Below are 25363 nucleotides of genomic sequence, written 5' to 3' on the forward strand. Positions count from 1 at the left end.
TAAATGGTTATCTGAAAATGACAGAGTATCTATTGATTTTTTCGGATTTTAGTTGCATAGATTGAATTATTTTAACGACAATCAAAATATTCTCAGAAAATTAACCTGATATATCAGGGGACAAAGGCTCGTTATTCCTTTCAGTTACAACTAATAGCTTTTTGAGCTTTCATAAGTATTCCACACACCCATATAGTCTTTTCTAATATTGAGAAGAAAATTGTTATAAATATTGGGTGATATCAATTATGGACTACCTACCATTATTCGTAGAACTGAAAAATCGACCAGTATTATTGGTCGGTGGCGGAGATATTGCTGCGCGTAAAGCCAGTTTATTGTTGCGTGCGGGTGCTGAGTTAACGGTGGTATCTCCAACACTGTGTTCAGAATTACAGCAGTGTTATAGCCAACAAAAACTAATATGGGTAGCCAAAGAATATTATCCACAATTATTAGATAACGTTTTTTTAGTCATTGCCGCAACTAATAGCGACAAACTGAATGAGCGCATTTTTCAAGATGCTAACCAACGTCAAAAATTGGTTAATGTAGTTGACGATCAACCGCGTTGTTCCTTTATCTTTCCTTCGATTATTGATCGCTCGCCTGTGGTTGTGGCTATTTCCTCAGCGGGAAAAGCCCCAGTTTTGGTGCGTTTATTGCGTGAGAAACTGGAAGCCTTATTACCCAGCAGCTTAGGGAAAATGGCTACAATTGCTGGGCGCTGGCGCAATAAAGTTAAACACAACTTACATACCATGACTGAACGGCGTCGATTTTGGGAAAAAAGCTTCAATGGTCGTTTTGCTTCCTTGGTCGCGAATGGAAAAATAATTGAGGCTGAAAGTCAGCTTGAATTACAGCTTAAACAACAAGATAGCGCCGGTGAATTGACTTTAGTTGGTGCAGGCCCTGGTGATCCGGGGTTATTAACGCTCAAGGGGTTGCAGGTATTACAAAATGCCGATGTGGTACTTTACGACTATTTAGTCAGTGACGAGATACTGGATTTAGTTCGTCGAGATGCGGACAAAATTTGTGTCGGTAAACGTGCTGGGCTGCATTCTGTTTCACAAGAACAAACTAACTTATTGATAGTACAACTCGCGCAGCAAGGCAAAAAAGTCGTGCGCTTAAAAGGTGGCGATCCGTTTATTTTTGGTCGAGGAGGCGAAGAATTACAAGTCGCCGCAGAAGCTAATATTCCGTTCCAAGTCGTCCCGGGGATCACCGCTGCCATCGGAGCAACTGCGTACGCCGGAATTCCATTAACACATCGTGAATATTCTCAAAGTGTCACCTTTATTACTGGGCATTGCCGAGAAAACGGAGCTGATCTTGATTGGCCAGCGTTGGCGAAAGGACATCAAACATTAGTAATTTATATGGGTACAGTGAAATCAGCATTTATTAGCCACCAATTGATTAAATATGGTCGTGATGCACAGACCCCTGTTGCGGTGATCGGCTGTGGAACTCGCCATAATCAGCAGGTTATCACTGGAACCTTGGGGGAATTAGAGTCGCTAGCTCAGCAAGCACCAACCCCGGCATTATTAGTTATCGGTGAAGTGACAGCGCTTCATCATCAAATTGGCTGGTTTGGTCAATCAGCTACGGCAGAAACATTACGTTCAGCGGTGCTGGAACTGGCTTAATAAGGATATGTTTTATGAACGAAAAAAGATTAACCCATCTTCAGCAATTAGAAGCTGAAAGTATTCATATTATTCGCGAAGTAGCGGCAGAATTTTCTAATCCTGTGATGTTGTATTCTATCGGTAAAGATTCCTCGGTGATGTTGCATTTGGCACGTAAAGCCTTTTATCCGGGAAAACTACCTTTTCCATTATTGCATGTGGATACTGGTTGGAAATTCAAAGAAATGTATCAGTTTCGGGATAAAACCGCCAAAAATTATGGTTTTGAATTATTGATCCATAAAAATCCACAAGGTGCAGAATTGGGTATCAATCCTTTTGTGCACGGCAGTGCTAAACATACCGACATCATGAAAACAGAAGGGCTAAAACAAGCGTTGGATAAATATGGTTTTGATGCCGCGTTTGGTGGTGCACGCCGCGATGAAGAAAAATCGCGAGCTAAGGAGCGAATTTACTCTTTTCGTGACAGGGCTCATCGATGGGATCCTAAAAATCAGCGTCCTGAGTTATGGCATAACTATAATAGTGAGGTTAATAAAGGCGAAAGTATCCGCGTATTCCCCCTATCTAACTGGACAGAGCAAGATATTTGGCAATATATCTATTTAGAAAATATCGATATTGTTCCTCTGTATTTTGCGAAACACAGGCCTGTAATTGAGCGTAACGGCACCCTATTGATGGTCGATGATGATCGTATCGAGTTAACGCCAGGCGAGGTAATTCAGCAGCGAAAAGTTCGATTTAGAACACTGGGCTGCTGGCCGCTGACGGGAGCGGTGCAATCTGAGGCTGAAACATTGCCTGAGATTATAGAAGAAATGCTGATATCCACGACTAGTGAGCGCCAAGGACGATTGATCGACAGCGATCAGAGTGCATCAATGGAATTGAAAAAACGCCAAGGTTACTTTTAAGGGGGAGAAAATGGCTGATTTAGCATACAACGATATTATTGCGGCTCAGATAAAACAGCAGGGCGGCGTCGAACAATATTTACAAGCTCAGCAGCAAAAAGGAATGTTACGTTTTCTCACTTGCGGTAATGTCGATGATGGCAAAAGTACCTTAATTGGGCGTTTATTGCATGATACCCGCCAGATCTACGAAGATCAGTTATCCGTATTACAGAGTGATAGCAAACGGATCGGTACGCAGGGTGAAAAACTCGATCTCGCATTATTGGTTGATGGTTTGGCGGCTGAACGAGAGCAAGGGATCACTATTGATGTCGCTTATCGTTATTTCTCAACAGAAAAACGTAAATTTATTATTGCCGACACCCCGGGACACGAACAATATACTCGCAATATGGCGACGGGAGCCTCGACCAGTCAGTTATCTATTTTATTGATTGATGCGCGTAAAGGGGTACAAGAACAGACCTGCCGCCACAGTTTTATTAGTACATTATTAGGAATTCGCCATCTTATTGTGTCTGTAAACAAAATGGATTTGGTGGATTATCAGCAAGCTACATTTGAGCAAATTAAACAGGACTATTTGCGTTTTTCAACTCAGTTACCCGACGATTTACAAATTTGGTTTGTGCCGATTTCTGCGCTGGATGGCGATAATATAGTTAAACCAAGTGACAATATGCCTTGGTATCAAGGTGATACGCTATTAGATATTCTTGAAATTGCCAATGTTCGAGAAAAAGCATCAACTCAGCCGTTACGCTTTCCTGTTCAGTATGTAAATCGTCCTAATATTGATTTCAGAGGATATAGCGGAACGTTATCGAGTGGAATTTTGCGTCGGGGACAACAGATTAAAGTATTACCCTCGGGAGTGACTTCTCAAATTGCTCGTATTGTCACTTTTGATGGTGATTTAGAATATGCAGTGCCCGGCGAAGCGATTACGGTCGTTTTGAATGATGAAATTGATATTAGCCGCGGTGATTTGATAGTTAGCGAGAGCGAATCATTACAAGCAACACACAATGCGCTGGTGGATATTGTGTGGATGTCGGAGCAGCCTCTGGCTCAAGGGCAGTCAATCGAAGTAAAAGTCGCCGGTAAAAAAAGTCGTGCTCGCGTAGAAAATATTCGCTATCAAGTTGATGTTAATAATCTTGTGCAAAAAGTAGCCACAGAGCTACCTTTAAATGCAATCGGCTCAGTTGAGCTCTCTTTTGATGAGCCATTATTGTTAGAAAACTATCAGTTAAATGCAGATACCGGTGGCATGATATTGATCGATAGACTAACCAATGTGACGGTGGGAGCCGGATTAGTCCGTGAAATTCAGTATGATGCGATACCATCTCAAGGGGAATTTAGTCCATTTGAACTTGAATTAAATCAGCTGGTTCGTCGTCATTTTCCTCATTGGGGAGCGCGTGATTTACTGGGAGGAAAATAGTCCATGGCGGAGCTAAAATCGCTGGGTTCTTTGTCACCTACCGAGCTAAATATTGTGTGGCATCAACATGCGATTGAACGTACACAGCGGGAGACAAAAAATGGCCATAAAGCGGCGGTACTATGGTTTACTGGGTTATCTGGCTCAGGAAAATCGACATTAGCTGATGCAGTAGAAAGGCAATTATTTGCGGCTAATATACAAACCTATCTATTAGATGGCGATAATGTTCGTCATGGATTATGCCATGATCTCGGATTTAATGAGTCTGATAGACAAGAGAATATGCGTCGAATTGGTGAGGTAGCTAAATTGATGGTCGATGCAGGGCTGGTCGTATCGACAGCATTTATTTCACCTTATCGCGCTGATCGGCAGCGGGTCCGCGAGTTATTTTCAGATGATCAATTTATTGAAATTTATGTTGATACTCCGCTTTATATCTGTGAACAGCGCGATCCAAAAGGTTTATATAGCAAAGCCAGAGCCGGTGAAATAGCCAATTTTACCGGTATTGATTCCCCTTATGAACCACCAATCTCGCCAGAGCTGCATATTAAGGGCGAACAACCATTAGCCCAATCGGTGGCGCAAATTATAGAGTATCTCAAACTGTTAAAAATAATGAATAGCTAATTAGTTAAATTTTCAAGGGATTAATTAAGACGTTAATTTAAGTAGTGTCTTAACCGCGAGTGATATTTTTACTGGCGGTTTTTTATTTGTTCCTCAGCGTTATTTATTTATACTTTAATTTATTTATTGTTATCTTTGGTTTATTCATCTAATTGTCAGCGGTTTATATTCCATGGGAGTAGCGTCACGCGCAGAGTTATGGGATGATTAGCGGATCATTTCAGGGGGCCGAGATGGGCAAACTAACGCTTTTATTAATTGCGGTACTGGCTTGGCTGCAGTATTCATTGTGGCTGGGGAAAAACGGTATCCATGATTATGTTCGAATTAAAGATGAAGTTGCGGCGCAAGAAACGGTAAATACCCGTCTAAAGCTGCGTAATGAGCAATTATTTGCTGAAATTGACGATTTAAATGATGGTCAAGAAGCCTTGGAAGAGCGGGCACGCACGGAATTAGGCATGATAAGACCGGGGGAATCTTTTTATCGTACGATTAAAGAAAACCGCGGGCAAAATTAATCGCAGTGGCCATTTTTGCTAGACACAATATATGTTAATGACGATATGTGTTAATGAAGCACGCTATTTTTCTAACTTATTTATTATGACTAAATTTAAAATCAATGAGTAATCAATTAACTGATTCTGATACACGTATTGTGGCGTTAATTCCTGCTGCGGGTATAGGGAGTCGAATGAAAACGGCTAGCCCAAAGCAATATTTAACTGTCGCGGGTCAAACCATTATTGAGCATACGCTGTCTGCATTGTTGCTGAATCCTAGAATTAGCCAAATTATTATTGCCCTTAGCCCAGAGGATGAACTGTTTTCTAAGCTGGCAGTAGCTAACAATCCACGGATAACTACGGTGATAGGAGGAAAGCAACGGGCAGATTCGGTATTAGCAGGGCTAGATGCTTTGGCGGCAGCTGAAAATGGCGAAAATGCCTGGGTATTAGTCCACGATGCAGCGCGCCCTTGTTTACATCAGGATGATTTGAATAACATTATTCAATTAGTTGATATTGATAATTGTTGTGGTGGCATTTTGGCCTCTCCGGTCAGAGATACCATGAAGCGTAGCATGCAAAATCGAAGCGTGATTGATCATACCGTTGATAGAAGTGCATTATGGCATGCATTAACACCGCAAGTTTTTCCGCTCTATTTATTACGAAAGTGCCTAAACAAGGCATTGAGTGAACACGCGATTATTACCGACGAAGCTTCAGCTTTGGAATATTGTGGTTATCAACCCACCTTAGTTACTGGCCGCGCAGACAATCTTAAAGTGACCCAGCCTGAAGATTTAGCGCTGGCAGAATTTTACCTTTCCCGAATGAATAAGGAATAAAATAATGAGAATCGGACACGGATTTGACGTACATAAATTTGGTGGAGAAGGTCCTATTATTATCGCTGGCGTTCGCATCCCTTATGAACAAGGATTATTAGCCCATTCCGATGGTGATGTTGCATTACACGCAGCGACCGATGCTATTCTTGGTGCTGCCGCTTTAGGCGATATTGGTAAATTATTTCCAGATACCGATCCGGCATTTAAAGGTGCAGATAGCCGCGAGTTATTAAAAGAAGCCTATCGTCGAGTATTGGAAAAAGGCTATCGCATCGGTAACTTAGATATTACCATTATTGCACAGGCCCCTAAAATGCTGCCTCATATTGCCCAAATGCGGATTAATATTGCTGAAGATCTGCAATGTCATATGGATGATATTAATGTGAAAGCCACTACGACTGAAAAATTAGGTTTTGTCGGGCGTAAAGAAGGGATTGCATGCGAAGCCGTTGTGCTATTAATAAAAGAAAATGGTAATGAAAAAAATGATTTTAGAGTGGCAGCATGGTAAACCGTTATCTTCTGGAACCTTGAGATCAACGGCCGAAGATTTTATTGTTAGAGAAGATTTAGGCTTTGAATTGGACGGAGAAGGCGAACATTTAATGGTTCGTGTTCGTAAAACGGGCTGCAATACGCAATTTGTAGCAGAACAACTGGCTAAATTTGCACGTATCTCCGCCCGTTCTGTTAGTTATGCAGGACTTAAAGACAGACATGCCGTGACTGAACAATGGTTTTGTCTGCATTTACCGGGTAAAGATGATCCTGACTTTAGCCAATGGACAGTAGACGGTTGTGAAGTTTTAGCCACTACGCGCCAAAAAAGAAAATTACGTATTGGTACATTGAAAGGAAACGACTTTGTATTGACGCTTCGTAATATTGATAATCAAGCAGATGTTGAATCACGTTTACAGTTGATAGCTGCCCAAGGATTTCCTAATTATTTTGGCGAGCAACGTTTTGGCCGTGAGGGTAATAATCTCACGCAGGCACTGCGTTGGGCGAATAATGAGATTAACGTTCGAGAGCGTAATAAGCGTAGTTTTTATCTTTCTGCTGCACGCAGCGCAATGTTCAATACTGTGGCAAGTGCGCGTTTGATGCAAAATACCGCTAACCAAGTGTTATTGGGCGATGCACTGCAATTAACCGGGCGGGGTAGCTGGTTTGTTGCTAAACAGGATGAATTCACTGCATTACAACCGCGTGTTGATAGCCATGAATTGAGCATTACAGCACCTTTGCCGGGCGATGGTGAATTAGGCACTGAAGATGATGCAAAAGCCTTTGAACAGCATTGTTTAGCCGATTACGCCCCATTTATGGCACTGATGCAGCGTGAAAAAGTCTCGAATACGCGCCGGGCTATTAGAGTGATCCCACAAAATATGGCGTGGCAGTGGCAAGATCAACAGACCTTGATTATCGAATTTACTTTGCCGGCGGGAAGTTTTGCGACAAGTTTAGTCAGAGAGTTAATTAATCAAGATAATGCCGACGGTAATAGTGATTTATCTGAATAGTATTATCGATAAATAATCAGAAAAGAGGCGATCAGATATTCTGCTCGCTTTTTTTTTGTATTTAATGCCTTTATGTTATCTATCGCTTGGGTTGCTGTAGGGTCATGATATTATTATGCGATTGTGATACATGCGCCGATTATCGTATGATAACTGCGGGCTGATGTTTTTCAGTGTCATTTTATTGGTCACAAAAAGTTTTTAGGACAACAGGCAGGACAGTATCCTTGCGCTTAAAAATAAACTCTAATTATATCAATGGGTAATGTCGATGCTAAATATTTTACTGAGTAATGATGATGGCGTTACCGCTCCGGGGATCCAAACATTAGCGGCCGCGTTACGCGAGTTTTATCATGTGCAAGTTATCGCCCCTGATCGTAATCGTAGTGGGGCTTCAAATGCGCTGACGCTAGATAAGCCATTGAGAGTTAATACACTAGATAATGGGGATTGGTCTGTTCAAGAAGGTACGCCGACCGATTGCGTTTATCTTGGAGTGAATAAATTATATCGTCCACGTCCTGATATTGTGGTGTCTGGTATTAATCGCGGGCCTAATTTGGGCGATGATGTAATTTATTCTGGGACGGTTGCCGCAGCGATGGAAGGGCGTCATTTAGGATTACCTTCGATTGCCGTATCATTAGATGGTGATACGCATTATGAAACGGCAGCGAAAGTAACGTGTGACATGTTAAAACGATTACAAAAAAGTCCATTACGTGCCGGTAATATACTTAATATTAATGTGCCTGATATTCCTTATGAACAGATTAAAGGCTATCGAGTGACTCGTTGTGGCAGTCGTCATGCGGCTTCTGAAGTCTATAGTTTAGAAGATCCGAAAGGTAATATGCTGTATTGGCTAGGCCCGGTCGGTGAAATTCGTGATGCCGGCCCGGGAACTGATTTTGAGGCGGTTGAGCAAGGATACGTTTCGATAACGCCATTACAAGTCGATTTAACAGCGTATAAAGCACATTCGTTGATTGAAGAATGGTTAGAAAACGTTGAGGTAAAGCAAGAATGATCAGTGGGGGCATGAGAGAATTATTAGCTCAGTTGCATCAACAAGGTATTAACGATGAACGGTTGCTAGAGGCAATATCTCAGGTCCCTCGTGAGCGTTTTGTCGATGAGGCGCTAGCACATAAGGCATACGATAATATGCCTTTGCCTATTGGTCATGGGCAAACGATATCTCAACCTTATATTGTCGCTAAAATGACGGCGTTATTAGCATTACAGCCAACCGATGATGTCCTCGAAATTGGCACGGGTTCTGGCTACCAAACCGCTATTTTGGCGCATTTAGCTCGCCATATTTATTCGGTTGAGCGGGTTAAAGTTTTACAATGGAATGCTAAACGACGTTTTAAGCAATTGGATTTGCACAATATTTCAACTCGTCATGGTGATGGCTGGCAAGGCTGGGCATCAAAAGGACCATTCGATGCGATTATTGTCACTGCTGCCCCAGCTGAGATGCCGATGACTTTATTACAACAATTAAAACCCGATGGTCGTTTAATATTACCGGTCGGCGGAGATTCTCAAATCTTAAAATTAATTGTCCGCAGAGGAAATGATTTTCATACTAATGTGATTGAGAAAGTAAGGTTTGTTCCTTTAATTCCTGGGGAATTAGCTTAATTATTTTGTTGATTTAAAGAATGAAAATTATAATCAAAATAAATTTTATTGATTGAGTCAAAATCTTAAATTGCTATATTTGAAGCAATACACTTTTCTATTCGCTAATATTTCTGCTTTAATAAGCGAAATATTTTAGTTGCTACTGTTTTTGCTGACATTTTTATAAACAGTTTTGTCCTGCCAGCGTTACCTTCATGGGAGAAGAAGCATGAAAATCATTAGCCCAATAAACAAAATTCGATGGGCGGTCATTTTTTCATTTTCAGGATTTTTAGTTGGTTGTTCAACCCCTTATCATCCTGCTGCACCTATTTCTAGCGTTAATGATAATCAGGCTAGTCAATCAAGTAATTCACGGATAACTTCTGCGGGTGGAAATAGCAGCGCGTTGCCTTCATCTCCTAGCAATATTTCGACGAATAGTCAGCGGCAGGTCAATTCTATCGCGTCTAGTGCACAGGATAGAATAGCTTATAATCGTAATTATGGGAGTATTCAAAAAGGTAGCTATAACGGGAATACCTATACGGTTAAACGTGGCGACACTCTATTTTATATTGCATGGATCTCCGGTAATGATTTCCGTGAGTTAGCACAACGTAATAATATCGATGAACCATACAGTTTAAATGTGGGTCAGGTAATTAATATTTCTGGTGGAAATGCAAATTCTGCTGGTCAGCTCGCAGTAAATACATCGAATAATGAAAAACAAGCGGTTGATTATCGTCCAGTTAGTGAGTATCCTGCTGTAAGTGGTAGTCAAAATTCAGGTAAAATGTTACCGAATAATAAGCCTACTACAAATGTAACTACTACCGCGACAGCGGTGACGACTGTACCAAGCACTTCAAGCACCTCGGTGGCTAAAAACAGTGGTAATGGTTCAGCAATCAGCTGGAGATGGCCTGCTGAAGGGAAAACGATTGAAGGTTTCTCTGATGCGGAAGGTGGAAACAAAGGTGTTGATATTGCAGGAACGCGAGGACAACCGGTATTTGCTACCGCGCCTGGAAAAGTTGTTTACGCAGGAAATGCACTGCGCGGATATGGAAATCTTATAATAATAAAACATAACGATGACTACCTCAGTGCTTACGCACACAATGATACATTGTTAGTGCGTGATCAACAGGATGTAAAAGCAGGGCAAAAGATTGCCTCTATGGGTAGCACCGGAACTAGCTCCGTTAGATTACATTTTGAAATTCGTTATAAGGGAAAATCAGTAAACCCGTTGCGTTATCTTCCGCAGCGATAAACTGGGCGGAATACATTGATATTCTGCCCTCATTATCTAGGGTAGGAGTCACTGATGAGCCAAAGTTCGCTGAAAGTTAACGAGTTATACCACTTTGCCGACGAAAGCCAGCTTGAAGAAGAGGTTTTTGACGAAAGTGCATTGAAGGAAGAAGAGCCCATCACTGAAGATGATGATGTGGAGCTGGCGAAGAATGTCAATCAACGTGTTCTTGATGCCACGCAACTCTATCTCAGTGAAATTGGGTTCTCTCCTTTATTAACTGCTGAAGAAGAAGTGTTTTTTGCCAGACGTGCTTTACGTGGGGATATAGCATCACGTCAACGAATGATTGAAAGCAACCTTCGCTTGGTAGTTAAAATCTCACGTCGTTATAGTAATCGAGGCCTGGCGCTGCTCGATCTTATTGAAGAAGGAAATCTCGGCCTTATTCGAGCTGTCGAAAAGTTTGATCCTGAAAAAGGCTTCCGTTTTTCAACTTATGCCACCTGGTGGATACGTCAAACCATAGAACGGGCGATAATGAATCAAACCCGGACTATTCGTCTGCCAATTCATATTGTCAAAGAACTGAACATTTATCTAAGAACAGCCCGCGAACTGGCCCAAAAACTGGATCACGAGCCGAGTGCAGAAGAGATTGCCGAACAACTGGATAAGCCCGTTGAAGATGTCAGTCGCATGCTGCGGTTAAATGAACGGATCTCTTCTGTTGATACTCCGATTGCTGGAGATTCAGAGAAGTCTTTACTCGAAATATTGACAGATGAAAATGAATCTACACCAGAAACCACGCTGCAAGACAATAATCTAAAAGAAAATATAGTTAAATGGTTGTTTGAATTAAACGCTAAACAGCGTGAAGTTCTAGCTCGCCGTTTTGGTCTTTTAGGCTATGAAGCAGAAACATTAGAAGAAGTAGGCAAAGAGATCGGCTTAACGCGGGAGCGTGTGCGTCAAATCCAAGTTGAAGGCCTGAAAAGATTAAAGGATATTTTACAAGGACAAGAATTAACCCTTGAGTCGCTGTTTAAAATATAACTATTGCCTAAGTTAAAGCGGAGAATGTTCTCCGCTTTTTTCGATCGATTTTATCTTAATATGTAGAGATTAATTCGCCGCTTCTTTTAACCGATAAATCCACTCTAGCGCTTGGCGTGGAGTCAGAGTATCCGGATTTATGTTATCTAACATTTCAATTACAGGTGATGGCGATTCTTCAGTTAAAAAGGTTAATTGAGGCGTATCGACATGACTTACTGATGAATTATTAGATAGGGTCTCTAATTCTTTCAGTTTCTGTTTTGCACGTTTAATCACATCTTTAGGCACGCCTGCCAGTGAAGCAACGGCTAAGCCATAGCTTTTACTTGCTGCACCTTCTTGTACGTTATGCATAAAAGCAATAGTTTCTTCGTGCTCTAGTGCATCTAAATGGATATTGACGGCACCTTCTAGTTTTTCTGGCAGATGGGTCAATTCAAAATAATGAGTGGCAAATAAGGTCATGGCTTTAATACGATTAACCAAATTTTCAGCACAAGCCCAAGCCAGAGATAACCCATCGTAAGTTGATGTTCCTCGGCCTATTTCATCCATTAAAACTAGACTTTGCTCAGTTGCATTATGCAGAATATTAGCGGTTTCTGTCATCTCAACCATAAAAGTTGAACGACCTGAGGCTAAATCATCAGAAGCACCAACTCGGGTGAATATTCTATCTACTGGACCAATAGTTGCTTTCTCGGCAGGTACAAAACTACCAATATAAGCCAATAAAGTAATTAACGCGGTTTGCCGCATATAAGTACTTTTACCTCCCATATTGGGACCAGTAATGATCAGCATACGTCTTTGTGGTGATAGCGATAACGGATTAGCAATAAAAGGTTCGGAAAGTACTTGCTCGACTACCGGATGGCGACCTGCAACTATCTGGATGCCTGCTTTTTCAGTCATTTGCGGACAGCAATATTGTAAGGTATCTGCGCGTTCAGCCAGATTATTTAATACATCAAGCTCAGCCAGTGCCTCGGCACTGGTTTGCAGCGCGGCTAAATGGGGCAGTAGCATATCAAATAACTGATCATACAGTGATTTCTCAATAGCTAAGGCTTTTCCCTTGGAGGTCAAAACCTTATCTTCATATTCTTTTAATTCAGGAATAATATAACGTTCTGCATTTTTTAAGGTTTGGCGGCGCACATAGTGGATAGGTACTAAATGGCTTTGTCCACGGCTGACTTGAATAAAATAGCCATGAACTCCATTGAAACCGACTTTTAAGCTTTCAATACCCAGTTTTTCTCGTTCGCGGATCTCTAATTTATCCAGATAATCACTAGCACCGTCTGCTAATGCCCGCCATTCATCTAATTCGGCATTATATCCCGTGGCGATAACACCGCCATCCCGCACTAAAACCGGGGGAGATTCAACAATTGATTGCTCCAGTAATAATTGTAATTCATCAAACAGCCCAATCCGTCGTTTAATATCTTGCAAATAAGGGGCATCTAGCTGCTCAATAATAGAATGAATATCCTGATAATGCTGAAAAGCATGACGCATACGAGCGAGATCACGAGGTCGCGCGGTACGTAAAGCCAAACGAGCTAATACGCGTTCTAAATCACCAATCTGCCGCAATAATGGCTGTAATGCATCACCCGAAGATTGCAATGCTTGGATTGCCTGCTGTCGGTTAGTCAGTATTTTAATGTTACGTAGTGGCGCATGTAACCAGCGTTTTAACATGCGGCTACCCATCGGAGTAACACAAAAATCAAGAATCGAGGCAAGGGTATTCTCACTACCGCCAGAGAGATTCTGTGTCAATTCTAAATTACGGCGGGTCGCAGCATCTAAAATGACAGAATCAGTTTGCTTCTCCATGATAATACTGCGGATATGAGGCAGCGATGTCCGCTGGGTATCTTTAACATATTGCAGTAAACAGCCAGCAGCACGTAAGGCCTTATGGGCATTATCTACCCCAAAGCCGATTAAATCTTTGGTTGAAAATTGCAGATTAAGCTGTTGTTTAGCCGTATCTAGTTCAAATTCCCAAATAGGACGACGACGCAGACCTTTGCTATTTTCGATTAAGTAGAGGCTTTCAAAATTCTCTGGATATAATAATTCTGCTGGGCGAGTACGCTGTAATTCCGCAGTCAGTGCTTCATCAGAAACAATTTCACTGACAATAAATCTACCTGACGTGAGGTCTAAAGTGGCGTATCCATAGCCTTGAGGCTCCTGCCAAATTGCAGCTAATAAATTATCTTGGCGTTCATTCAGCAAGGCTTCATCAGTAATCGTTCCCGGGGTTAAAATTCGGACAACTTTACGTTCGACAGGGCCTTTACTGGTAGCAGGATCGCCAATTTGCTCACAAATAGCAACCGACTCACCTAGTTGGACTAATTTTGCCAGATAGTTTTCTGCTGCATGGTGCGGAACACCGGCCATAGGAATTGGTTGTCCAGCTGACTGACCTCGTTTAGTGAGAGAAATATCCAGTAATTGAGAGGCTTTTTTAGCATCGTCAAAAAATAGCTCATAGAAATCACCCATCCGATAAAACAGCAGAATATCAGGGTGCTGAGCTTTCAATTTAAGATACTGCTGCATCATTGGTGTGTGGGAGTCGAGATTCTGGTTGTCTGTCATAGTGTTTGTTTTTACTTATTGAATTTATTTGATTTATTGAATTCTGTGACTGAGTGGATTTTATTTTATCATCTAGAAGAACACAGAATTCGATATCACATATTAAGGTTTAATGTAGGCTATTAAGGGCATTATCGCATAAGTTAGACATGATAAGCATCAACCTACACTTTTTACTAAAAATCGTTAATTATCTTATAGTCAGCGCTAAACAAGGTAATACCTATGAGCCAAAAAACACAAGCGAAGCCCTTATCAGCGAAAGCCATTGAGGCGATGAAGTCTCACTGTAATGTTAGGACTGATACAGGTTTACGAGTATCTTGTGGTGCGACGGGTATTAAGACATTTATTAATCGATATAGTAGCCCAGTTACATATAAACTTGTACCGATAAAAATCGGTAATTTTCCTCAAATATCGTTGAGTGAAGCGTGATCCGTTTTAATCAAACAGGACACTTTAATAATGGAATATAATCCAATTATTGAGGTGTTAAATGAAAAAACGAACAAACAGATTTTATACTACTGAGTTTAAGCAAGAAGCGGTCGCATTAGTCACCGAACAAGGTTATAGCGTCCCAAAAGCGGCAGCTTCATTAGGGATCACCGATAAATTACTTTATAACTGGAAAGCAAAATTCGACGCTGAACAATCCGGTAGCAGCTTGAATGCCGATGAGAGAGCTGAGCTATTAAGGCTTCGAAAAGAAAATAAAGAACTTAGGATGGAGAAAGAGATCCTAAAAAAGCCAGCGCCCTCCAGCTAAAGGAAACCAAGTAGCGTTTAAAACGATTAAGCAATTATCTTCACAGTTTCCCGTGCTGAAGCTCTGCAAGTTAATGAAAATAAGTCGTTCTGCCTACTATGCTTGGCTTAAACGCCCAGCAAAATTGATCACCGCAGAACAACTTAGCCTGTACCGCAGAGCCAAAGCTATCTTTGAACAGAGTCGAAATAGCTTAGGTTATAGAACGTTACGTAAACGGTTATGCAAAGAGGGCTTTAGCGTGAGTGCTTATGGCGTTCAAAAGCTAATGGCTCAGCTTGGCCTAGTCGTCACTCAGCGCGTTGCTTACAAAGTCACCACAAAACGCAAACACAGTGATGCCGTAGCCGATAATTTGCTCAATCAAAATTTTAATCCTCACGCACCTAACGAAGTGTGGGCGGGTGATGTGACCTATTTAAAAACAGGGGAAGGCTGGATGTATTTAGCCATCGTGATGGACTTATACTCACGCCGTATTGTGGGTTGGCACATCGATAAACGAATGACGGCAGATTTAGTCAGTAAAGCCTTGATGAAAGCGTATAACTTACGCCAGCCCGAAAAAGGCTTAGTCTTTCATAGTGATAGAGGCTCTCAATATACGAGTAAGCGATATCGCCGCTTGCTAACAAGCTATGGTATTAGGGCAAGCATGGGTGATGTTGGAGCCTGTTGGGATAACGCCGTTGTAGAACGATTTTTTGGCAGTTTAAAACACGATTGGGTACTGAAAATCCCACAGCCGACTCGGAAACAGATGAAAGAAGATGTTATCGCGTATATGCGCTATTACAACCTAGAAAGGCTTCATACTGCCAACGGTGATCTGCCCCCCATTGAGTATGAACAAAATTCTTTAAGAAAAGTGTCCTGATTTAGTTGCGCAGAACAGGTGTACAATTATGATGAATTGGAAAATACTATTATTAGAGTAGTCTCCGATCCCTAGAATGCCTCGTTTTGTACTTTGGCTATTTATAGTCATATATCGTAACCATCGGGTGTATAAATGAAAATCGAACTTGAAGAATTTCAGAAAGTTTTGACTATTTTTTAAAGAGTCATACAGCTCATATTACACTTAAAGATTTAAATCTTGATAAGACAATTCAGAAAAAGAAATAGAAATCTTTATTTTTCATATGCAACTTTTAGTTGAAAATGGATTAATTAGTAAGATTAATATGAAAACTCGAACCATGAAATCGGTCAGTTTATATTGGTTTAATAAATTTGGTCACCAACGCCATGAGCGTAGGTAAACTAACGATGGATAAATGGGGTCGGCAACTCAAGTTAGAACGCAAAGGTTTTTCACCAAAAGCCTCACCCATGACACTAGAATAAGTTGAAATTTGTAAATTGAAAAGGGTGTTGCATTGACAGGTTGAATCTACAACAGCGTTGCTGATGTCGGATTCTCTGAACTTTTTTAACTTTTCTAGCTGATCGAGACACTCAGCCGGCGCTTTTGTATTAAAAAAATGTGTGATGTGTTTAGGGTTCATTGCAGCAGTTATCAATATTGGGCTCATCGCTCAAAGACGCCTTCAGCGGGATAAACAAGGCCTCGAGTTCTTTTACGGGAAGCCCATGAAAGCAGTCAAGGCTCTGCTGGAACTCATACCATTGCAGATATTATCTCGAACATAAAACAGGTTACTTTTACAGATTATCGCGCAGCTAAGTTGATGAAATTACTGGGTTTGGTGAGTTGTCAAATACCGATATATCGGTATAAAAAAGCGGCAAAAGAACATGTGGAACTCCCGAATTATTTAGCACACCCAATTGCAGTGACTGAGCCCAATCAGGAGATGTGACCTATTTAGTAAAAAAACGTTGGTGATATCTTGCTGTTGTTATTGATTTATTCGCACGAAAACCGATTGGCTGGACAATGTCATTCTCACTAAATAGCCAACTAACAAGGAAATCGTTATCAATGGACTTTGGATTAAGAGATAAACCTAAAAACATCCTATTTAATTCTGACCAAGGAAGCTATTATACAATCCGCTAATATCGCCAGTTATTATGGCGTTATCAAATAAAACAAAGTTTATTCAGACGAGGGAATTGTTGGGACAATGCACCGATAGAGCGATTTTTAGAAGTTTAAAAACAGAATGGGTACCGATAGTGGATTAACGCCCTATGAATCATAACGATTATATTTGAAAAACTCTAAAACGGTGGCCAAATATTGTTGACCACTTCAATTCTTTAATTAAATGTCGCTTAACGGCTTAAGTTATTTACTCGATATATTCTCGATTAGCCGATTAGCTAATGTGGTAACGGCAATCATTGCATTAGGTGTCCATAGCCTTATATGTGCAGGCATTCCTACAAACCAAATATTTTCTTGTTGTTCAATTTTGGCTGCCATAGATGATAAAATTGAAATAGAATCATCCATATGCGTACATTGATTATCTATTTCAAGATTGCCCAGTGAATTGATAAAGAAGTAGGGTGCATAATAACCTGTTGCATTAACCACAGCTTCAAAATGATATTCACCGACTCCCCAATCAATTAACCATGAGTTATTATGTTTTTCTGTTGATATATTTTGTATTTCACCGGGTTGTACGATAAGTGAGCCCGCATTAATATAGTGTAAGAGTTTTTTCGCATTAGGTAAGGCGATAGCTGTAATATAACGTTCAAGTGTTTTTGCAAAGTCAGGATGGAAAGATCCTTTAAAATAAGCATCCTCAGTTAAATATAATTCATTCATAGAAACTATAAAGTTAGAGGCTAAATCTTGCCATTCACAAGAGGCTTTTTCTGCAATATCGATTTCTTCAGATAATCGATGATAAACATCATTTGCGGATGAAAATTGAGAATGGCAGGGCACTTTAGTATGCGTATGGAGAGTTTTTATAAAATATTTTAAATATTTATAATTTAAACATCGATTATTATATTTTGATGCTTGTTTATTCCATAATGAGCCTACTGACGCAATATCTTGTTTGTTAAATATATTCTTAGTCATACGAATAAACTGGGTTCTTACTGCAGGGATCTGCCCAGAAGGGGATATCATGGTGACATGATGGCCTTCACGACATAGAAGCAGTGCGGCATCAATTGCTGAAAGTTTACTACCAATAATTAATACCCGAGATTTAGGTGGAATTTTTTTAAGCATATCCGCTTCAGGATAAGGCGATTTTATAAATGTAGAGTGTTCTTGATGGGAATTTAATTTATCAGGAATACGCACATTACCAAAGCCAGTACAGAAAATAACATCTGTAATTAATGGGGATTTTTCTTGCTGATTATCTGAATATTCTAGTGAATAAAGTCCATTGCCTTCAATTTTTAACGAATTAACTAAATAAGGCAGGTGTACAATATCAATATTTGATTGGGATGCAATAGCACAATATTTATCAAAACGGTTGCTTAAATATCCACCCATCCATTTTCTGGGAACAAATGTAGCTGCTTCAACGTCGTATCCTTGCTCGAGTAAATAATCTAAAAAATCTAATGGTTCATCAATAATTACAGACATGGTATCTATGGATGTATTACAAATTAAATCATTATCTTGTGTAGAAAATACAATGCCCGGGCCGATAGGTTTTGGATCGACTATATAAATAGTTTCAGCGACGTGGTGTCGAACTGCCGCGATAAAAGATGCCACCCCTGCGGCGCCACCTCCAATAATAGCTAGTTGTTTTCGTTTAATATTCATTAAAATATCCCCTAAAGGAATAAAGTGAGTTATTTACGCGGCAATCGCTTCAATAATAGAAATATAGCTACCTGTATTGATGATTTGATTAATTTTCAATCCAGCAGCTTTAACTAATTGATGGAATTCTTGTTCTGTACGCTCATATCCACCTTCATAAATAGCCATACAAAGAATATCTAATTCTTTTCCCGTATGAGGAATATTATTTTGTGGGATTACTGTATCCATAATTAAAATTCGTCCACCGGGTAGCATAGATTCCCGACAATTACGTAATATCTTGGCAGCTTGTTCGTCCGGCCAGTCATGGGTAATATATTTCAGCATGTAAATATCAGCGGTAGGGCAGGATTCAAAAAAATTACCGGTGGTAATCTTCCAGCGTGTATCGTCTCCTAATTCTCTTAGTCGGTGACGAGAAGTAACGTATTCTCTATCAAATAAAACCCCCTGTATTTTAGGATTGGCTTGTAAAACCCCCAGCAGTAATCCACCAAATCCACCAGCAATATCAACAACGGTCGCCCCCTCGGGAAAATCGTAATTACGAACAAGGAAAATATTTTCTACTGCGGACATTGAAGACATACCGACATGAAAATCATTGTTTAGATCTTTTTTCTGTGCCCAATAATCAAAGAAAGCTTGTCCATAAAGATGTTTGAACGCTGGATTTCCTTTGATACTTTCAACCACCGAACCTAATGGTCGCCAACATGTTTCATCTGTGAGCATTAATACGGCACTTTTTAATGAATTCGGCTGATTTGCACATAAGTATTGTGCAGATGGTGTTAAGGCGAATTTTCCATTATCTTGTTCTTGAAATATATTTCTTGTAGCTAATAATCTTAAAATTCGATGTAATTTATTTGTTTCAGCTCCAACAAGTTTGGCTAATTCCTCTGCTGTTTTAGGGCTATCAATTAAATGATCTGCAACACCTAATAGGGTTGCAGCCCTTAAAGCAGCTTGATATGAATATCCTAAGATTTGTTCGAGTAAATGTAAGGCGGCTGTTTCATTCTCAGAAATAGCAGGTTGATGCTTAGCTAAGTTCATTTTATTTCCTTTGATTTAATTTCAAATTAATTTTGTTTAACTAAATAATTAAATGTTGATGTAACTATGATTAATAACGTAATATCCATATGCTCTTAATTTAAATAATAGCAAGGTGTTATTTATCATTTTTAGTTTAGTATCAGTAAATATTCATCAGAGTAACTAACATTACAAATGAAATCTTGAAGTATATTTAATGGTCTAATCATTATGTATACTTTTTAATTTGTCCAGTACTTATCATATAAATATATTTATTCAAGTAAAGTGAGCTTGTAAGTATCTATTTTTAATGTTTTTATTTTCGTGTTCTGTTTGTCTATATATTGAGTAATATAAAATGATAATTATTTTCATATGGTTAATAACTTTTGGTTTTTAAATGTTGTGGTTATTATTTCATGGTTTTATCATTTCATTTGAGTTTTTGAAGGTTTTTAAAATTTAAATTAAATTAATTGTAGGTGGTTATTTATACCGAATGGTATTAGCGGTCATTTTGTTTTTTCTACTAGGTTATTATTGTTTTTATTGATGATATATTATCAATAAAAACCAATAGTAGTATGTACTGTTAATATTGTTGGTGGTTATTTTAATATTTTATTATAAATATTAAAATAACGAATTAAATTTTTTAGATGATAAATTAACGAGAAAATCAATGAAAATAGTCGAGATATAATAATATAGCTATACATAAATGTATTATTAATTTCCATTAATGTTGGGTTTATATGTTTTACTGTTATTTAATTTCATGGTTATACATCTAAAGCAATACTATTTTCTATGACTGTTTAATTGGCATAGATCCGTCTTGTCAAAAATAATATTTCGGATTTTTTTAATATTGTTATATCGTTTTTCGCTATTCAAGCACAACCTAAGAACAAAAGTGAGACGCGCAAAAAGGCATCGGTAAACTGTATGGGATCGAGTGAGATATATGCTCGTTTACTACCGGTCGGAAAAATTGGATATTTTTGCAATCAGTGACTGGCGCTATTGCCAGCGCGAATTTATATAGTTTGGTGATGAGACCTGCCGAGCGAATGATATTAACCCTTACTATTATTTTTAATTTATTCAATGAGTTACCGAAAATACTGTCAAATAACTCGTTGAATGTTTTTCTTTTTTGGTACGTCGACCTGAATGAAGCCAAATAAGGCCTCACTGAATAATTGAGCGCTTACAGAGATATAGATTATGAGAGGATATAGCAACTAAATATTGGGCGTATATATCAGGTTATCTTAATAAAAGATTACTGGATTTAGCATCAACCAGAGTAAGACTTTGAAACATTAATACGCCAATGCAGATCAAGAATATGCCGGCTAATATTTTTACGATTAATAACCAGATTGGGCTAAATTTAGCACCTTGCCATTGTGATAATCTAATTGCTGTTTTTCGTAGATAAAAGACAAATATCGCTATAAAGCTAATCGTTAATGCGGTTCCTAGTGACATTACTAATGTAGCAACGATCCCCCATTCATAAGCATTAATAACATAAGCAAAAATTAACAGTAGTATGGCGCCAGAACAAGGGCGTATTCCCATACTAATGACAACCATTAATTGGGTTTTCCAATCACTGTTTAAGATATTTTCAGATACAGTATGTTGATGACTACAAGCGCAATTTTTACTGTGTTGATGAGATGATATTGACTTAATAGCATTAATTTTTAGTGAGGATTTAGGAGGGGATATTAATGTTTTGAACAGCGACTTACCAGCACTTGCACAAAATATAGCTCCTAATACAACCATGGTTCCATAACTTAATTTTTCGAGTATTAAACTACTTTGATGTACATAGCGAGTGGATAATTGAAATAGATAGAGAACAGCAGAGACGATAATAATCGCCATACTTGCCTGTAATAAAGAGGCGAGTAGGGTCAAAAGAACGCTTCTTTTTAATTTGGTTGGGTGTGTTGCTATATAGCTAGTAATAATGACTTTTCCATGCCCTGGCCCCATCGCATGCAATAAACCATAAACAAAACTAGCAGCAATTAATATTATCCCAGCTTGTTGAGGCTCAGTATCTACTTTTTGCAGTAATTCTGATAAGTGATAATTCAAACTACGTTGCCAAATAACCACTTGCTGTAACCAAACTATCCAGTGCGTATAAACCATATAGCCAATTACTAGCGATAATGTGATTATTGCTAGTAGCCAAGACGATTTTTTTATCCACTTAAATTTATCTGCTGAAATTATCGGCATTCTATTTTTACTCGTTGTGCGAATTGGAGGCCTAAATTCATTTCTTTCTCTGGGATATCTTGATTATCTAATGAAATGGCATATTCAATTGCCGATTGTGGAGGTTTCGAATTATTCAATTGTATTTCACAGACTGCCGCCATTTCGATAGGTAAGTGGATAGCGTCTTGTTTTGGGTAAGACATATCAATAAAGAATGTAGGGTCATAAGTGAGTAATTCGAATTGATTTTGTTGTAATTGGATAGGTTTAGCCAAAGAAACACTAAAATTAAACACTAATTGAGATCCTTTTCGCTGCAAAGAATACCTATTAGGTAAGGTTTTAAATTGGACTTTTTTCTTTTGATGATACAACTCACTGAAATAATTTTGTGATAATATATTCGCCATAATATCAGCAGCTTGCTTCTTCCACTGATTATCACTCGGTTTTACATTACTCAGTTCATACAAGATATCCGCAGAGGTTATTGGATCTATTTTCCATGAAAAGGAAAAACCAGTAAGTTGTTGGTCGTGAACTTCAAACTCAGTCTCTAGTGTAATAAAACTGTGTGGGTGAGCCAGGACGGATAACGAATAAAGCATTGATAAATAAATAATAAAAGTCTTGAGTAACTTCATAATAATCTTTTTGTAATTAAGTTAAGTAAAATACGATTATGAGCATGCATCAGGCTTAATTGTAATGTTATAACACAAGGATCATAGGAGTGAAAATGAAGTTTAACGAATAAATAGTTTTTGAATAGCCACTAGCTCAGTAGCTACTAATTAATTATTCTTGATACGCGACAGATGAAAGTTAATTATTGGAACTCTATCAGCACTTAACTCTGTAGAATATTTCAATAAATTCAAAGATATATATACGAGTATTTTTGTGCGGAATAGTTCCTCTCCTTCGTTTTCCTTTTTTTAGCATTTGAAAAAATTTTTATAATCGTGTTGTTATGATAGTTTCCTTTGCTGCTTATTATTATCTCCAACTTATCTTGTTTAAAAAATATTAATCGTAGCGTGAAATGGTCAACTAAAATTGCCCAATGTTTTAGAGTTTTTCCTGTATCGTTTTTTAGATTAGTCATGTGGTAACTCATCGTTATATTCGTGTGGCCTAACCTCACTATCATAGCTAGTGATATAGTTCTTTATTTTATGTGCAGCATCACTGAAAATAATATATCCGGTCACCGGGTTCCACTTATTTTTCAGGCTTTCTAAGCAGTGATCCATCGGATTATTATCCCTATAGTTTTCGCGTCAATTCATACTCTGTTTTATTTGATAATAGATAGAATAGTTTCAGAAAAAGCATAAATGATAATAATATAAAAAAGCAATACAAAGTAAGGTAATATATAAACTTAATGATTAATTTTAACTTTCTGTTAAAGATGCTAATTCTTCTGAATTTACCCCAAAAATAATAGGCGTTTTGCTTAAATATTAAAATATCTTCTCTATTACTAAATAATTACTTTTACTAGTCGCACAAATCAATACTCTTATGATATTTTTAGATGATGAATTATTATTGTATATTAAATTATTTCCATCGAAGTTTAATTGATAATAAATTAAGTCATTCTACTTTCAGCCTATTTAATATTAGGTATATTACTAAATTACTTCCATTTTAAAAATTAATAATAAGAGTTGGCTCTATATATTATCAATTCACTAAATGTGGAAAGTATAAAATTTTTCACCTGGCCTCCGATAATCTTATTTTTTATTTATATATAAACTGGCTTAAGTTCAGTTCTAGAAAACTTATAACATAACCTTTATATTGTTTTTAGTAAGTTTTGAGTAACTGTTGAATAAGTCAGTGATAGATTTTCCAGCACTTTTTTATATTATATTTGGGGAAATACTGTTTAATTCCCATCATATTATATACATAATAATCTTCGTTATTTGATTTGTTATCAATCAAATAAGCTATTATTTCCATTTTTTCACTAGCCACAAACCACTTTGCTTCATTAAATAACCAAATAATACTCCTATTAATAAAGATGGGATTATTATTTGCCAATAACCTTGACCTGCAAAAGTAGAACAAGCACCAATAAAAGTACCTGGAATATAAGCTAACCATGATTTATACGCTTGGAAACACATTATAAAAGCAACTATTGTAGTAACTAAATAGCCAACGTAATTAGGTAGATCATGGATAAATTCGTCACTATGGATAATAACTAAACCCCAGATAACACCACTGAAAACAGTAAGTACAGTAATTAGTAAGCCTTTAATACCCTCTTTAGGATAAGCAAAGTAAGCGGTACAACCCAAAAAACCGGCCCAACTAATCAAACCAAACAAATCAGCAACCCATGCCCAAATACCAGAAAGAATTGCCGTGGTTAATGAAAGAGAAAAAAGTAGTTTCACAGTAGTCACTTGATAGATGGTTAAACTAATAGCCTTTAGAAAGCTGAGCATTGTATAGAGTCATTTAAATAGATGCAATTCACTAGAATGTAAACAAGTTATATAACATGCAAAGATGCCTAATATATTAGGGACTGTTGATCCTGTTCTGCTTTAATCAAACAAGACACTTTAATAATGGAATATAATCCGATTATCGAGGTGTTAATGACAAAAGGGCAAACAGAAATAATACCACAGAATTTAAACAACAAGCAGTCGCATTGGTCACCAAGCAGGGTTATAGCGAGCCAAAAGCCGCTGCTGCTTTAGTGATCACCGATAAATAACTTTATCACTGGAAAGCAAAATTCGATGCTGAGCAATCCGGTATTAGTTTAAATACGCATGAACGAGCCGAGCTATTAAGGCTCTGAAAAGAAAATAAAGAGCTTAGGATGGAGAAATAAATCCTAAAAAAAGTCAGTGCCCTCCTGCTAAAGGAAACCAAGTAGCGTTTAAAACCATTAAGCAATTATCTTTACAGTATCCGGTACTAAAGCTTTGCAATCATATAAAAATCAACTGTTTTACTTATTATACTTGGCTTAAACACTCTGCAAAATTGATTACTGCGGAACAACTTAATCTGTATCGCAGAGCCAAAGCTACCTTTGAACAAAGTCGAAATAGCTTAGATTATCGAACTTTACGTAAACAGTTATGCAAAGAGGGCTTTACCCATCAGCAAGATTTCCTCAATGCCACGGTTAAGCAACTCTGCCAGTTCGATCGCGTGTTAATGAACTCGCCTTACTTGAATAATCGCTGGAAACTTCATTTATATCACGCTCGCTAATTCGTGATGTCTGATGGAGGTATTGTGGCTATTCTGCAACAGAAGAAAGTGTGCAGTCACTCATAGGGCATGATTGCAGTGCCCACCAATACGGTCAGTAGGAGGGTACATTTGAAGGAACTGGAGTTTAGGTTAAACTATTT

Annotated in this window: 22 protein-coding genes and 2 pseudogenes; 17 read left to right on the forward strand and 7 right to left on the reverse strand. The window is 38.4% G+C overall.

The features are described from left to right. The first annotated feature begins 248 nt into the window (after window positions 1-248). The 12 genes from cysG (at window position 249) to rpoS (ending at window position 11526) form a co-directional block, all read left to right on the forward strand. Entirely contained in the window at window positions 249-1661 is a 1413-nt protein-coding gene (gene cysG / locus MNY66_RS02980; protein WP_047254946.1) for a siroheme synthase CysG, read from the forward strand. Window positions 1662-1675: 14 nt separating this feature from the next. Then, window positions 1676-2584 (forward strand): sulfate adenylyltransferase subunit CysD, encoded by a 909-nt coding sequence (gene cysD, locus MNY66_RS02985; protein ID WP_047254945.1) that lies wholly within the window; start codon window positions 1676-1678, stop codon window positions 2582-2584. A 10-nt stretch (window positions 2585-2594) separates the two neighbouring features. Beyond that, window positions 2595-4037, forward strand: a complete 1443-nt coding sequence (gene cysN, locus MNY66_RS02990; protein ID WP_241501404.1) for a sulfate adenylyltransferase subunit CysN — start codon at window positions 2595-2597, stop codon at window positions 4035-4037. 3 nt (window positions 4038-4040) lie between these two features. After that, complete coding sequence (gene cysC, locus MNY66_RS02995) at window positions 4041-4673, forward strand: adenylyl-sulfate kinase (protein WP_241501405.1); 633 nt, start codon at window positions 4041-4043, stop codon at window positions 4671-4673. Window positions 4674-4906: 233 nt separating this feature from the next. Next, window positions 4907-5194, forward strand: coding sequence for a cell division protein FtsB (gene ftsB, locus MNY66_RS03000; protein WP_047254942.1), 288 nt, complete (start codon window positions 4907-4909; stop codon window positions 5192-5194). Window positions 5195-5298: 104 nt separating this feature from the next. Next, the gene (gene ispD, locus MNY66_RS03005) at window positions 5299-6030 is read left to right on the forward strand and encodes a 2-C-methyl-D-erythritol 4-phosphate cytidylyltransferase (RefSeq protein WP_047254941.1); all 732 of its coding nucleotides are present in this window, start codon (window positions 5299-5301) and stop codon (window positions 6028-6030) included. 4 nt (window positions 6031-6034) lie between these two features. Continuing rightward, on the forward strand, window positions 6035-6547 hold the full coding sequence (gene ispF / locus MNY66_RS03010; protein WP_047254940.1) for a 2-C-methyl-D-erythritol 2,4-cyclodiphosphate synthase: 513 nt from the start codon (window positions 6035-6037) through the stop codon (window positions 6545-6547). Continuing rightward, complete coding sequence (truD, locus tag MNY66_RS03015) at window positions 6513-7565, forward strand: tRNA pseudouridine(13) synthase TruD (protein ID WP_241501406.1); 1053 nt, start codon at window positions 6513-6515, stop codon at window positions 7563-7565. Before ispF ends, truD begins: the two co-directional genes overlap by 35 nt. 271 nt (window positions 7566-7836) lie before the next feature. Beyond that, window positions 7837-8598 carry a 5'/3'-nucleotidase SurE gene (surE, locus tag MNY66_RS03020; RefSeq protein WP_047254938.1) on the forward strand — a complete coding sequence of 254 codons (762 nt, stop codon included), beginning with the start codon at window positions 7837-7839 and terminating at the stop codon, window positions 8596-8598. Beyond that, window positions 8595-9221, forward strand: coding sequence for a protein-L-isoaspartate(D-aspartate) O-methyltransferase (locus MNY66_RS03025; RefSeq protein ID WP_241501407.1), 627 nt, complete (start codon window positions 8595-8597; stop codon window positions 9219-9221). Before surE ends, MNY66_RS03025 begins: the two co-directional genes overlap by 4 nt. Before the next feature lie 211 nt (window positions 9222-9432). After that, complete coding sequence (gene nlpD / locus MNY66_RS03030) at window positions 9433-10485, forward strand: murein hydrolase activator NlpD (protein ID WP_047254936.1); 1053 nt, start codon at window positions 9433-9435, stop codon at window positions 10483-10485. 54 nt (window positions 10486-10539) lie between these two features. Beyond that, the gene (rpoS, locus tag MNY66_RS03035) at window positions 10540-11526 is read left to right on the forward strand and encodes an RNA polymerase sigma factor RpoS (RefSeq protein ID WP_241501408.1); all 987 of its coding nucleotides are present in this window, start codon (window positions 10540-10542) and stop codon (window positions 11524-11526) included. A gap of 69 nt (window positions 11527-11595) precedes the next feature. Here rpoS and mutS read toward each other — a convergent pair whose 3' ends face one another. Then, window positions 11596-14157: a DNA mismatch repair protein MutS gene (gene mutS, locus MNY66_RS03040; protein ID WP_241501409.1), complete on the reverse strand. Its 2562-nt coding sequence runs from the start codon at window positions 14155-14157 to the stop codon at window positions 11596-11598. A gap of 225 nt (window positions 14158-14382) precedes the next feature. Between mutS and MNY66_RS03045 the strand changes: the two genes are divergently transcribed. Together MNY66_RS03045 and MNY66_RS03050 are read left to right on the forward strand one after the other, a co-directional pair. Beyond that, window positions 14383-14595 (forward strand): integrase arm-type DNA-binding domain-containing protein, encoded by a 213-nt coding sequence (locus tag MNY66_RS03045; protein WP_241501410.1) that lies wholly within the window; start codon window positions 14383-14385, stop codon window positions 14593-14595. Between the two features lie 61 nt (window positions 14596-14656). Further along, window positions 14657-15806, forward strand: a protein-coding gene (locus MNY66_RS03050) for an IS3 family transposase (RefSeq protein WP_241501411.1) whose coding sequence is annotated in 2 segments (ribosomal slippage) — window positions 14657-14913 and window positions 14912-15806 — 1152 coding nt in all. Because the reading frame shifts where the segments join, the coding sequence is not laid out codon by codon here. A 340-nt stretch (window positions 15807-16146) separates the two neighbouring features. On the opposite strand, the gene MNY66_RS17995 is transcribed toward MNY66_RS03050, so the two are convergent. Further along, window positions 16147-16467: a hypothetical protein gene (locus tag MNY66_RS17995; RefSeq protein ID WP_420029724.1), complete on the reverse strand. Its 321-nt coding sequence runs from the start codon at window positions 16465-16467 to the stop codon at window positions 16147-16149. A 353-nt stretch (window positions 16468-16820) separates the two neighbouring features. Here MNY66_RS17995 and MNY66_RS18000 point away from each other — a divergent pair. Beyond that, window positions 16821-17077: pseudogene (locus MNY66_RS18000) on the forward strand (DDE-type integrase/transposase/recombinase); the annotation flags it as partial. Window positions 17078-17186: 109 nt separating this feature from the next. On the opposite strand, the gene MNY66_RS03060 reads toward MNY66_RS18000, so the two are convergent. Both MNY66_RS03060 and MNY66_RS03065 read right to left on the reverse strand, forming a co-directional pair. Further along, entirely contained in the window at window positions 17187-18656 is a 1470-nt protein-coding gene (locus MNY66_RS03060) for an FAD/NAD(P)-binding protein (RefSeq protein WP_241501412.1), read from the reverse strand. A 33-nt stretch (window positions 18657-18689) separates the two neighbouring features. After that, window positions 18690-19721 (reverse strand): methyltransferase, encoded by a 1032-nt coding sequence (locus MNY66_RS03065; RefSeq protein WP_241501413.1) that lies wholly within the window; start codon window positions 19719-19721, stop codon window positions 18690-18692. A 947-nt stretch (window positions 19722-20668) separates the two neighbouring features. Here MNY66_RS03065 and MNY66_RS03070 point away from each other — a divergent pair. Then, a pseudogene (locus tag MNY66_RS03070) lies at window positions 20669-20896 on the forward strand (transposase domain-containing protein); the annotation flags it as partial. A gap of 82 nt (window positions 20897-20978) precedes the next feature. Here the strand turns inward: MNY66_RS03070 and MNY66_RS03075 are convergent. From MNY66_RS03075 to MNY66_RS03085, 3 genes are all read right to left on the reverse strand, one after another. Continuing rightward, window positions 20979-21974, reverse strand: coding sequence for a nickel/cobalt transporter (locus MNY66_RS03075; protein ID WP_241501414.1), 996 nt, complete (start codon window positions 21972-21974; stop codon window positions 20979-20981). Beyond that, the gene (locus tag MNY66_RS03080) at window positions 21965-22600 is read right to left on the reverse strand and encodes a DUF1007 family protein (protein ID WP_241501415.1); all 636 of its coding nucleotides are present in this window, start codon (window positions 22598-22600) and stop codon (window positions 21965-21967) included. Before MNY66_RS03080 ends, MNY66_RS03075 begins: the two co-directional genes overlap by 10 nt. Window positions 22601-23926: 1326 nt before the next feature. After that, window positions 23927-24382, reverse strand: a complete 456-nt coding sequence (locus tag MNY66_RS03085) for a DUF1097 domain-containing protein (RefSeq protein ID WP_241501416.1) — start codon at window positions 24380-24382, stop codon at window positions 23927-23929. 604 nt (window positions 24383-24986) lie between these two features. Between MNY66_RS03085 and MNY66_RS03090 the strand changes: the two genes are divergently transcribed. Continuing rightward, window positions 24987-25220, forward strand: coding sequence for a hypothetical protein (locus MNY66_RS03090; protein ID WP_241501417.1), 234 nt, complete (start codon window positions 24987-24989; stop codon window positions 25218-25220). Window positions 25221-25363: the final 143 nt, after the last annotated feature.

Origin of the sequence: Moellerella wisconsensis (assembly GCF_022592395.1) — a bacterium.
Taxonomy (GTDB): domain Bacteria; phylum Pseudomonadota; class Gammaproteobacteria; order Enterobacterales; family Enterobacteriaceae; genus Moellerella; species Moellerella wisconsensis.